The organism is Pokkaliibacter plantistimulans, from assembly GCF_003194385.1.
Classification (GTDB): Bacteria; Pseudomonadota; Gammaproteobacteria; order Pseudomonadales; family Balneatricaceae; genus Pokkaliibacter; species Pokkaliibacter plantistimulans.
Genome location: NZ_LAPT01000008.1, coordinates 36,438 through 48,237, shown reverse-complemented (window position 1 = coordinate 48,237; position 11,800 = coordinate 36,438). Strand labels below are relative to the sequence as shown.

The following is an 11,800-nucleotide window of genomic DNA, read 5'->3' as shown; positions in this document are numbered from 1 at the left end:
AAAGGGGCTTTGTAAGCTGTGTTCTATTTATGCAACAAAGCCACTCCAAACCACCAGTTAAGAATCAACCAACCAGCGCCCCCGTTATCTCTTCTGACCGTCAGCCAATAATAGACCTCCCCGAAACGGCATTCACTTTGACGAACGCCAACAGGCTAACGAGGTCACATCATGCAATCCACTTCCAGTTCCACACACATTCCTTCACGCTTCAGTGGCAAGACCGTACTGATCACCGGTGGTGGCAGCGGTATGGGTAAGGCGGCGGCATTACGTCTCGGGCGCGAAGGGGCTCAGGTGGTGGTCGCCGGGCGCCGCACTGCCGAGCTGGAACAGGTGGTCAGTGCCATTACGGCTGAAGGTGGCCGCGCGCTGGCCATCGCCACCGATGTCAGTGACGAGGCTCAGGTCTGCGCCATGATCGAACGGACGGTGCAGCATTTTGGCCAGCTTGATCTGGCCTGGAACAACGCCGGAACGCTGGGTGCCTTTGCTCCTGTGGAAGCTTTCTCGCTGACGGATTTTGACCACATCATCGCCACCAATCTGCGCGGCGTATTCTGCTGTCTGAAGTATCAGATCGACGCCATGCGCAAACAGGGCGTCGCCGGTGCCATCGTCAACACCTCATCGTGGACGGCGCAGGGGGCGATGCCCGGCATTGCCGCCTATGCCGCCAGCAAGAGTGCACTGGATGGCCTGATGCGTACCGTAGCGGTGGAGGCTGGCGCCCATCAGATCCGTGTCAACAATGTCTGCCCCGGCATTATCGCCACGCCGATGGCGGAGGGGGTGTTGTCTTCCGAGGCCAGTCAGCGCCCCTTTATCCGCCATACACCGCTGGCCCGCATCGGTACGCCGGAAGAGGTGGCTGATGCAGTGCTGTGGCTGCTGTCTGAGGATGCCCGCTTTGTCACCGGCCAGTGTCTGACCGTTGACGGTGGCTACACCCTTGGCGGCCTGCGGCCCTGGCTCAACCCGATTATCAGCCAGCACGGTTAACCGCCCGCCATCTGGGGCTGAAACTCACCCCCACTGACCAGCTGAGTCTGGGGGTGTTGGCCTGTCGCTTTGATACCATCGACACCAACAGCATCAATCTGGACGGCAATGAGGTGGATCTTTACGGGGTCTGGCAGGCGACGGAGAAGCTGACGGTCATTCCGCTGCTCGGACTCTAGCGACCCGGCCATGACGCCAGTGAGGGCGGCAGCCAGCTGGGCAACAGGGATCACAATCTTTATGCGCCGCTGATTCTGTAGGTGAACGGCTAGCAAGCGGCCAGCGACAGGCCATTAAGGCGAAACGCAGGTAAACAGAAGAGCACAGCCCGCAGCACTCAGGCTGTGCTGCCAGCAGACAGGGCCGGTTGCAGCAGCTTCTCCACAATCAGCCCTTCAATCCCCAGCACTTCACCACTGGCGGAATAGACCCCGCAGGCATGTTCCTGCACGGTTTTTTCCTGACCGTCCAGACAGCGCACACGGTATTCGACACTGATCGGCAGGTGCCGCCGCAAGCCACTCTGCACCGCCCGCCATACCAGCTCCCGATCATCAGGATGAATCAGCGAGTTATAGGCCAGCCGCTGATCCGCCACCAGATGCTCCGGCTGATAACCGATCAGGTTCAGGCAACCGGGGCTGACATACTCCATGCTCCACAGCCGGTTGTTATGGCAGCGATAGAGCATGACCGGCAGCGCCTGCATCAGCGTATCCAGCGGCGGCGGGCTGAACGCATCGCGCGGGTGATGGCCTGCCAGCCCCAGTTGATGGGCAGCGCTGACCAGTTCCAGACGGGAATGCACTTCCAGCTTCAGCAGCAGGTGGCTGACATAGGTTTTCACCGTGGCATCACTGATCCCCAGCCTGTCAGCAATCACACGATTACTGTGGCCATCGGCAATCAGCGCCAGCGTCTGGGCTTCTCGCTCGGTCAGGCTGACCTCATCCAGATAACGCGGCACCCGCGCAGCCCGCGACAATCCGGCCTGCAAAGCCCAGGCGGCCAGCGCCTGACGGGAGCCCAGATTGAGCTTGCCGAGCAGGTGACGCACATGGATTTTCACTGTGCCATCGCTGATCCCCAGCCGACGGGCAATCAGCTTGTTGCTCAGGCCTTCGGCGATCAGTGACAGGGTCTGGCGTTCACGTTCGGTCAGATGCTCCTCCGCCTGCCGGGTGGCTACGGCATGGCTGACGGGCTTGCTGTAAAGGCTGGAATGGGCAGCGGTCATCGTCCCTCCGCGGCAGCGTTATGTCCGGGCTGAATAGAGCTGTTCAGCAACTTCCATGCCGCTCACACGGATCGCCTCGACTGCGTTTTATCTTATTGATAAGAAAGTAACTTTCCTGAAAAGAAAAATAACGATCCCCTTCCTGCTCCCCGCCATGCCCTGAAATCAGACGCGCCAGAGCTGATGCAGCCTGCTTCTGGTGCATGTTGACGGCAACGGGCAAAGGCCTGCTCTCCCCCTAATGGTCTATCTCCTCCAGCCGAGTTCACCAGCGGCGCAGCTGTAATAGGTTAAAAGGCATATCACACCTGTTGAGCACAGATTCTGACAACAACGAGAGGAGAGGATGATGAGCAAACGCGTGGCCATTATCGGCGCCGGCCCTTCCGGTCTGGCACAGCTGCGAGCCTTCCAGTCAGCCAAGGACAAGGGTGCTGATATCCCCGACATCGTCTGTTTCGAGAAGCAGAAAGACTGGGGTGGCATGTGGAACTACACCTGGCGTACCGGTCTGGATGAAAACGGCGAACCGGTGCATGGCAGCATGTATCGCTACCTCTGGTCCAACGGCCCGAAGGAGTGTCTGGAGTTTGCCGACTACACCTTCGATGAGCACTTTGGCCGCCCCATCGGTTCTTATCCTCCCCGCGCCGTGCTGTGGGACTACATCAAGGGGCGGGTAGAGAAAGCCGGTGTACGTGACTATATCCGCTTCAATACCGCCGTGCGGCAGATCAGCTATGACACCGCCAGCCAGCAGTTCAGCGTCACCGTGCAGGACTACAGCCAGGACGCCCAGTACAGCGAGACCTTCGACTACGTGGTCGTCGCCAGCGGTCACTTCTCCACGCCCAACGTGCCCTTCTTCCCCGGCTTTGAAACCTTTGGCGGCCGCGTGCTGCACGCCCACGACTTCCGCGATGCGCTGGAGTTCAAGGGCAAGGATGTGCTGATCGTCGGGGGCAGCTATTCCGCCGAAGACATTGGCTCGCAGTGCTATAAGTACGGCGCGCGCTCCATCACCAGCTGCTACCGCAGCGCGCCGATGGGCTACCAGTGGCCTGCCAACTGGGAAGAAAAACCGCTGCTGCAGAAGGTCGATGGCAATACCGCCTAATTCGCTGATGGCAGCCAGAAGCATATTGACGCGGTGATTCTCTGCACCGGCTACCAGCATCATTTCCCTTTCCTGCCTGATGAGCTGTGTCTGAAGACCAATAACCGTCTGTGGCCGCTGAACCTGTACAAGGGCATCTTCTGGGAGAGCAATCCGCAGCTGATGTACCTCGGCATGCAGGATCAGTGGTACTCATTCAACATGTTTGATGCTCAGGCCTGGTATGCCCGCGATGTGATTCTGCAGCGGATTGCGCTGCCCGAGCAGGCCAACATGCACAGCGAAAACCTGCAATGGCGGGCACGGGAAGAGCAGCTGGAAACCGCTCAGCAGATGTTTGAATACCAGGGCGCCTATATTCAGGAGCTGATCGACGCCACCGATTACCCCAGCTTCGATATCGCCGCCGTGAACCAGACCTTTCTGGAATGGAAGCACGACAAGTACGAAGACATCATGGGCTACCGCAACAAGAGCTATCGCTCGCTGATGACCGGCACCATGGCTGTGGCTCACCACACGCCGTGGCTGGAGGCACTGGATGATTCCCTCGAAGCCTATCTGGCCCCCGGCCCGCAGCAGATCAAGAAGGCAGGCTGAACCATGGTCTGCCTCCGCGCACCGCAGCACGGCCTGAATCAGCCGCCCTTCCAACTCAGGGAAAACGGATCATGATGTTGCCTCCGGTCATCTCCCGGCCACGGGAGCCAGCCCTCTTTGCCCGCGCTCCCGGTGTCGAATACCACCGGGTAGCGCCCGCGGGTGTCACCGTTGTGGCTCTGGCCGCCGGTGACCGCCTGACCGTCATTGATGTCGAAGGCCTGCAGGCAGCGGAACTGATAGCAGTGGATGAACAGGGGCTGCAGGCGCTGGCCAGTCTCGGTCTGGCGCCGAATGCCGCGGCCACTTACATCCCCGAGGCGCTGCAGCAAAGAGCGCAGGCCGACCGCGACTGGCAGCGACGACTGGCCCGGCATCAGTTGCAGCCAGCACAGTTACCCCCCGGCACCTTGCTGTGGCCTGCCGAGCAACCCGCAGGCAGCCAGCGCACCCTGCTGGCAGAACACCCTGTCACCGTGCTGGTAGCGGCGCCCGGCAGTGCAGAAGACGTCAACCAGCAGCAACGCGCCAGCGAGCTGCAGCTGATCATCCAGCGCGCCCATCCCTCTGCGCTATGGCTGCCACCCCTGCCTGAACCGCTGGCCGAGGTGGTGGATGAATTCACCATTCACCCCGGCACGGCACGGGATTATCAGGTGCAGGCCGGACAGTACATTCAGGTGCTGGATGTGGCCGGGCGGCAGTGCTCCGACTTTGTTGCCTTTGATCAGCGGAGTCTCGACCGCGGCCGCGAGATCGACCTTGACCCGACCGTCACCCGCACCCTCAACAGCAGCGCTTACCCCGGCCCCGGCCTCTACAGCCGCTTCTACGACCGGCACATGCAGCCGATGCTGGAAGTCGTGCGTGATACCGTGGGCCGCCACGACACCTTTGCCCTCGCCTGCACCGCACGCTATTACGAAAGCCAGGGCTATTTTGGCCACGCCAACTGCAGCGATAACCTCAGCCGCGTACTGGCCCGGCATGGTGTCGAAGGCCGCCCCGGCTGGCCCGCCATCAATTTCTTCTTCAATACCGGAGTCAACGCCGAGCAGCAGCTGACGCTCGATGAGCCCTGGTCACGTCCGGGCGACTATGTGCTGCTCAAGGCCATGAACGATCTGGTCTGCGCCAGCAGCTCCTGCCCCGACGATATCGATCCGGCCAACGGCTGGCAGCCCACTGATATTCATATCCGCATCTACTCAGCCAAGGAGCGCTTCAGTATCGCCATGGCCCATCGTAAAACCCCCGACGCCGAACCGGTGCTGACCCGAGAAAGCGGCTTCCACCCCGGCACCTCCGCCCTCACCAGTCACTTTGCCGATTATCGCGGCTGGTGGCTGCCCAGCCACTTCAACGGCTTTGGTGCCATCGAGGAATACTATGGCTGCCGCGAGAAAGTCGCCGTCATGGACCTCTCCGCCCTGCGCAAGTTTGAGGTGATCGGCCCCGATGCCGAGGCCCTACTCAACTACTGCCTGACCCGTGATGTGCGCAAGCTCGCCGTCGGTCAGGTGGTCTACAGTGCCATGTGCTATTCCCACGGCGGCATGCTGGATGACGGCACCCTGCTGCGCCTTGGCCCGGATAATTTCCGCTGGGTCTGCGGTGAAGACTACGCCGGGATCTGGCTGCGCGAGCAGGCCCAGCAGCTGGGCATGAAGGTATGGATCAAGTCGGCCAGCGAGCAGATTCACAATATCGCCGTACAGGGACCACTCAGCCGTGAGCTGCTCAGCCAATTGGTGTGGACGCCCGGCAGCCAGCCTGCGCTGACTGAGCTGGGCTGGTTCCGCCTGCTGACGGGCCGCCTTGATGACTATAACGGCTGCCCGCTGATGGTCACCCGCACCGGCTACACCGGCGAGCTGGGCTATGAGCTGTGGTGCCATCCGCAGGATGCCATGACGGTATGGCAGCGGCTGTGGCAGCTGGGCGCACCACTGGGACTGGTGCCGCTGGGATTGCAGGCACTGGACATGCTGCGCATCGAAGCCGGGCTGATCTTTGCCGGATATGAATTCTGCGATCAGACCGATCCCTACGAAGCTGGTATCGGCTTCTGCGTACCGCTCAAATCCAAGCAGGATGACTTTATCGGCCGCAGCGCTCTGGAACAGCGGCAGGCTCATCCACAACGCAAACTGGTCGGTCTGCTGCTGGAGGGTAATGAAACCGCTGCCCACGGTGACTGTGTACATGCCGAAGATCAGCGCGCCCAGATTGGGGTGATCACCAGTGCCACCCGCTCCCCTGTACTGCAACGCAACATTGCCCTGTGCCGGGTTGATGCGGGCTATGCCCAGCCGGGCACCCGGTTACAGATCGGCAAGCTGGATGGTCAGCAGAAACGCATCGGCGCGGAGGTCTGTGGCACGGTGTTTTATGACCCGGACAAGTCCCGGGTACGCAGTTAGGGTGTGTTAACGATCTGCTGCGCATCGGCCACATGGGTATACAGCCGGGAAACGGATAACGGCGAGCTGGCCAGAGAATTGCTTGGTTGCTGCAAAGCAGCATGACAATCCATAGCCCCATTATCTCGAAGCAGTCTCAAGGAGTATCCGTTGATGTGGTTCAAAGACACCTCAGCCGAGCTAGCCAGTGAAATGACCGGTGTGCTGCGCTCGCTGATCAGTGACAGTCCGGCAGCGACCAGCACGACCCTGCTGCAGCGCCATCCTGAATTGCAGCGCTTCGTCGAGCAGCTGGGACAACGCTGGCAGGAACAGCTGCAGTTTCGCCGCAGTGCACAGACGACCGCTGCCGCCCCCTGCAGCGCGGAGCAATATGCGCAGCTGCAGCAGGAGCTGCAACAGGCAAGGCTGCAGCAACAACAGTGGCAGCATCAACTCGAACGCCAGCAGGAGCAACTGGCCGAAGCCAAACAGCAACAGGCGCACTGGCAGCTGGAGCAGCAGGCATGGGAACTGACCAAACAGACGCTGACCGAGGGCTGCTGGGATCTGACTGTGGTGGACGGTGATGCAGACCATGCCAGGAATGTGATCCGCTGGTCAGAACAGTTCCGCCAGCTGATCGGCTACAGCGCCAAAGACTTTCCCGATGGCTGGGACAGCTTTTTTGCCGTGGCCAACAGCGAGGATGTGAAGAAGGTCATGCAGGTATTCAACCAGTATTTGGCGGACCCCAACCGCAGTAAAAGCGCCTATGTCGTGGAGTACCGCATGCGCCACAAGGATGGCCGCGAGATCTGGTTCCGCGAGCGTGGCCGCGCCCTGCAGAACGCGCAGGGCGTGCTGGTACGGGTGATCGGTGCCGTGCGCGACATCAGTGATGAGAAGTCAGCCGAGGCCATGCGCCATCAGGAGCAGGCCAGCATTCAGCAGACCTATGCACAGATTGCGCAGGTAGCCAGCGGCATCAAGGGCATTGCCGAGCAGACCAATCTGCTGGCACTCAACGCCGCCATCGAAGCGGCCCGTGCCGGTGAGCAGGGGCGCGGTTTTGCGGTGGTTGCCGATGAGGTGCGTAATCTGGCCAAACGTACACAGGACTCGGTGCAGCAAATCCAGACCATGCTCAACAAAAGAGACTGAGCGGGTGTACCACAGGCGAACCATTTTCAGGCGCATCGCCATGATGTTGAACAGAAAAGGGGCACATTCAGGTGCTCAGGTACGAAAAGGATTGTACTCACGCACCCGCACCAGACCGGGCGACACGATCTGATGAGATGCGCTTCAGGGGCTGAGTGAGTATTCAGGGCATCTGAGCAGCATGGTGCGGCCCGCGCACAGCAGACCGCGAAGACAGTGCGAGTGTGAATGCACGCGGCACGGCGGCAGATGAGCTAACTGGCACACGACTTGCTTTTCATATAAAGAACTTTTTATAACCCACAATAAAAATAGATCACCCTAATCGACTGAACCAAGGCACGCTTTGCGGGAAGGTGCTGACGATATAACGAGCGACAGCCAGAAAGGGCGAAAAGGCTGGGGAAGTGCCTGGTAAAGGTGACAACGGGGCGTTGTCATGAATCAGCACTCCGACCTCTTTTTCACCCCGTGAGGCCGACGCGCAGCAGATCGTGAGCAGGTTCCAACAAGAGTGCGCCCTTAAGCAATACCAGATTCACCGAGAGCAACAGACGCATCCGGAAGCACGTTCAACCAAAACGCTTCTGCGACGTTCTGCAGTGAAATTTCTGACAAACGCAAGAGGATTCAGTAATGGACCAGGCTACTCCCACCCTGGAAGAGCTGCATAAGCTCCTCCAGATGTCCGACACCATCAATATGGAAATCTTCTATTGGTGGTGTATCGCCCTGATGGTGGTTATCCATGCGGGCTTTCTGTCCTACGAGATCGGGGCGTCACGCCTGAAGAACGCCCTGACCGCCGGGGTGAAAAACATCCTTGCCTTCGCTTTTATCGTGCCGACCTTTTTCTTCTTCGGCTGGTGGATCTATAACGCCTTCTACGGCGGCTTCACGCCTGATCTGGCCGGTGCGGCCGGTGCCCTGCCCTGGGCCAAGAGCATGGGCCCTGATGTGACCGACAACGCCACCGGCATTTTCTGGGGTGCGTTTGTGATGTTCGCGGCCACCACCGCTTCCATCATGTCCGGTGCCATCATCGAGCGTACCCGCATGAGCGCCTTTATCGTGCTGGCGATCATCCTCGGTTCGGTGGTGTGGATTCTGGCAGCAGCGTGGAGCTGGCATCCCAGCGGCTGGCTGACCACGGAATGGGGCTTCCATGACGTCGGCGCTGCCGGTTGCGTACACACAGTCGCGGGCTTCTTTACCCTGGGTGTGGTCATCAACGTCGGTGCCCGTATCGGTCGCTTCAATGCCGATGGCAGTGCCAACGATATCGTCGGTCACTCCATGCCCATGAGCGTGGTCGGTCTGATGCTGGTTATCGTTGGCTTCTTTGGCTTCCTCGGCGGTTGCATCATCTATGTTCCGGGTGAGCAGTGGACCAACATCTATGGTCAGCACACTACCCTGTCAGCCTTTGCCTTCAACACCCTGATGGGCTTTGCCGGTGGTCTGATCGGTGCCTATCTGACCACCCGTGAACCCTTCTGGATGATGTCCGGTGGTCTGATCGGTATCGTTTCTGTTGCTCCCGGCCTGGACGTTTACTACCCACCCTTTGCCTATGTCATCGGTATGGGTGTGGCCGCCACTGCGCCGCTGGTGCAGAAATACATGGTCAAGAAAGGGCTGGATGATGCCGTTGGCGCCTTTGCGGTGCACGGTTACGGTGGCTTCGCCGGTCTGGTGCTGAGCGGTCTGTTCATCGGCGGCTATCCCAACGTGATGGAAGGAGCCCCTGTGGTGAACTTCCTCGGTCAGGTTGGTGGTGCCATCGTACTGGCACTGCTGGGCTTCATCCCTGGTTACGCCATCTCTCTGGTCATGAAGAAAATGGGTGTGCTGCGTGTACCTGCTCATGCAGAAGAGCGCGGTCTGGATCTGGTCGAAGTACCTGCTCAGGCCTATCCCGAGTGGGCTATCACCGGTGCCAGCACCACGGTGGCCAATACCAGCAGCGACACCGGCAGCTACGACAAGCTGCATGACGCCAAGCCTGCCTGATCCGCTCGCCAGGGCAATCATGCAGGCTGTGTGACCAACGCTGAAATGCACTGAAATCAAAGTACCCGGTACATGGCAAGCATCCTGCACCGGGTACAGATAGGAGTCGTAAGATGAGCAGTCCGATTACCAGCTGGGACGGTGCCAGCACCGTTTTCACCTACGCCGACAAACCCGCCATCATGGGCTTTATCCTGCTGGTGGCAGTGGCCGTCACGGTGTTTGCCATTTGGGCCACCGTGCGCCATGAAAAGCATAGCTATAGCAGCCCCATGCCGAAGACCAAGAAGTAGCGTTCAGGGAGACCTGACGTACGATCAGGAACCTGCTCTCGCTGTTGCGAGAACAGGTTCGAGGGACCAGCCAGGGGTGCAACGACTCCTCCAGTCGCCTTGTTGAGGAACAGGCCGGTCAGGCTCCCTGACTGGCGTTTCCACAGAGGCGGAAACATGCGTAAGGGCTCAGAACCTGTGCACGATCCGCTGCTCGCCGTCTGACGGTGCTGAAAGGATATTAGGAATGCGTTATGTAAGCAGCGCCTCTTCCGCTCTTTCCGCCCGCTCTGGCTGCGCGCAGGATCACAAGCACGTTCTCAGCTGGTACTGAACCAGCGGCAAGGCCCGTAACCGGGGTGGCACCGGTTTGACGTGAGGCTTCCAGGGATGAATCCTGTCTTTGTATTCGATCTACCCAGTCACTTCGGCCTCAAGGCCGTTGCCTTTACCCTGCATGGTCTGGCCAATGACTATTATTCCGCCGAGCTGAAGCAGCATATCCAGCAGCTTTGCCAGCACTATGACGCTGAGCAGAGCCAGATGCAGCATCAGGGATTTCTCAGCCTGCGCCAGCGCATCAACCGCTCCGCCAAACGCTTCCCCCCTTCTCCGGTCGCCCTGCATGAGCAGTATCAGCGCAACGGCAAGCTGCGCCCGATCTCACCGCTGGTCGATCTCTACAATCACTGGTCGCTGGTGACCGGCCTGTCCATCGGCGCTCACGATCTGTTGCATCTGCATCTGCCTGTACGACTGGGCCTGACCCGCGGCGACGAATCCTTCACCGGCATTGGCAGCCACGGCGCCACCACCTTACCGGCAGGAGAATATGCCTATCTGGATGCGCACCAGCAGGTGCTGTGTCGCATGGATTATCGGCAGGCGGCATTCAGTGCAGTGAACATCAACACCAGTGCGGCGCTGTTTATCGTGCAGGGCCATCAGCATACCGCTACGCCGCATCTGCAGGAGGTGGCCGAACAGCTCAAGCAGGACATCATGCGGCTGTGCCCGGCACACTCGCTGGTGGTGGGGAAGTAACCTGGCTTACTGCTCATCGATGTAACGGCGGGCATCGAAGGTTCTGATCCAGTCCGGATGATGAACCATCATCGCCGTCATCAGGATGCCATTAAGCAATCCTTCCGGCGGCATGATCAGCGGCAGCAAGATGACGTACTCCTGCCAGATCTTATAGAAGCTGTAGGTACCGCTGCCCCACAGCACGCCCATCATGGCGATACCCGACAGGGCCGCAGCACAGGCGGCATTGAGAAACACCCCGATGATCAGATAGACAAAGAAGTTCTGCGGCAGCCAGCGCTCAACCTGACGCAATGCCCAGTAGGACCAGCAGGCCGGTATCACCGACGCGCACAGGCCATTGATGCTGATGCCATCCAGCGCTTCCTTGCCGATCAGCGTCATCCCCAGCAGAGCCAGTGAGGAGCAGAGGATGCCGAGCTCCCAGCCGAACATCAGGGTCAGCGTCGTCACTCCGAGAAAGTGCACACTCATGCCGGGGGAAATACCGGCACGCAGCAGCCACATCATCATGACCAGCACCGTGGCACCGAGTACCAGATGCTGCAGGGTGCTATTACGGTGCAGGATTGCCCAGGGCGCACGCCACAGGGCCACCAGCAGCATCAGCCCGTAGAGCAGATGGGCAAGCCACACGCCCGCGCCCGAAATCAGACCATCGGCAATACTCATCTATGCTCTACCGCAAGAAGTCGGGATACTGCCTGAACAGGCAGAACCTGCTCAGCACCGGTTAATGATCGCCAGGTACTTTCAGAGCGACCGTGCCTTCATGCTACTGAAAAGGGCGCAACCCCGGCCACTGCCGTGGCGATCTTGCTTGCGCCAGATCAGTGTCGCAACACAGGGCTGACGGTCGCTGTCGCCGATTGCAACCGCTGCAAACTTGAGACAGATGAACCGGGTACACTAGAATCCATGGTCTGGAACCATAAAGAGGCATGCT

9 protein-coding genes and 2 pseudogenes are annotated in these 11,800 nt (G+C 59.7%); 9 read left to right on the top strand and 2 right to left on the bottom strand.

What is annotated here, in order from left to right:
• The first annotated feature begins 171 nt into the window (after nt 1-171).
• Nucleotides 172-1,002 carry an SDR family NAD(P)-dependent oxidoreductase gene (locus WH50_RS02740; RefSeq protein ID WP_110185914.1) on the top strand — a complete coding sequence of 277 codons (831 nt, stop codon included), beginning with the start codon at nt 172-174 and terminating at the stop codon, nt 1,000-1,002.
• A 53-nt stretch (nt 1,003-1,055) separates the two neighbouring features.
• Nucleotides 1,056-1,181 (top strand): hypothetical protein, encoded by a 126-nt coding sequence (locus WH50_RS27100; RefSeq protein WP_279305899.1) that lies wholly within the window; start codon nt 1,056-1,058, stop codon nt 1,179-1,181.
• Nucleotides 1,182-1,339: 158 nt separating this feature from the next.
• Here WH50_RS27100 and WH50_RS26820 read toward each other — a convergent pair whose 3' ends face one another.
• Entirely contained in the window at nt 1,340-2,239 is a 900-nt protein-coding gene (locus tag WH50_RS26820; protein ID WP_207780146.1) for a LuxR C-terminal-related transcriptional regulator, read from the bottom strand.
• 349 nt (nt 2,240-2,588) lie between these two features.
• On the opposite strand from WH50_RS26820, the gene WH50_RS26810 reads away from it, so the two are divergent.
• From WH50_RS26810 to WH50_RS02695, 7 genes and pseudogenes are all read left to right on the top strand, one after another.
• Entirely contained in the window at nt 2,589-3,356 is a 768-nt protein-coding gene (locus WH50_RS26810) for an NAD(P)-binding domain-containing protein (RefSeq protein ID WP_243409967.1), read from the top strand.
• A gap of 12 nt (nt 3,357-3,368) precedes the next feature.
• Nucleotides 3,369-3,956 (top strand): annotated as a pseudogene (locus WH50_RS26805) (NAD(P)/FAD-dependent oxidoreductase); the annotation flags it as partial.
• Nucleotides 3,957-4,027: 71 nt separating this feature from the next.
• Nucleotides 4,028-6,379 carry a trimethylamine N-oxide demethylase gene (locus WH50_RS02715; RefSeq protein WP_207780145.1) on the top strand — a complete coding sequence of 784 codons (2,352 nt, stop codon included), beginning with the start codon at nt 4,028-4,030 and terminating at the stop codon, nt 6,377-6,379.
• Nucleotides 6,380-6,532: 153 nt separating this feature from the next.
• Nucleotides 6,533-7,507, top strand: a pseudogene (locus WH50_RS26800) (methyl-accepting chemotaxis protein); the annotation flags it as partial.
• A 651-nt stretch (nt 7,508-8,158) separates the two neighbouring features.
• Nucleotides 8,159-9,535: an ammonium transporter gene (locus WH50_RS02705; protein WP_110185911.1), complete on the top strand. Its 1,377-nt coding sequence runs from the start codon at nt 8,159-8,161 to the stop codon at nt 9,533-9,535.
• Between the two features lie 113 nt (nt 9,536-9,648).
• Nucleotides 9,649-9,828 (top strand): hypothetical protein, encoded by a 180-nt coding sequence (locus WH50_RS02700; protein WP_110185910.1) that lies wholly within the window; start codon nt 9,649-9,651, stop codon nt 9,826-9,828.
• A gap of 369 nt (nt 9,829-10,197) precedes the next feature.
• Complete coding sequence (locus tag WH50_RS02695; protein WP_110185909.1) at nt 10,198-10,851, top strand: phenylalanine--tRNA ligase beta subunit-related protein; 654 nt, start codon at nt 10,198-10,200, stop codon at nt 10,849-10,851.
• A 6-nt stretch (nt 10,852-10,857) separates the two neighbouring features.
• Here the strand turns inward: WH50_RS02695 and WH50_RS02690 are convergent, their stop codons facing one another.
• Complete coding sequence (locus WH50_RS02690) at nt 10,858-11,526, bottom strand: energy-coupling factor ABC transporter permease (protein WP_110185908.1); 669 nt, start codon at nt 11,524-11,526, stop codon at nt 10,858-10,860.
• Between the last annotated feature and the right edge of the window lie 274 nt (nt 11,527-11,800).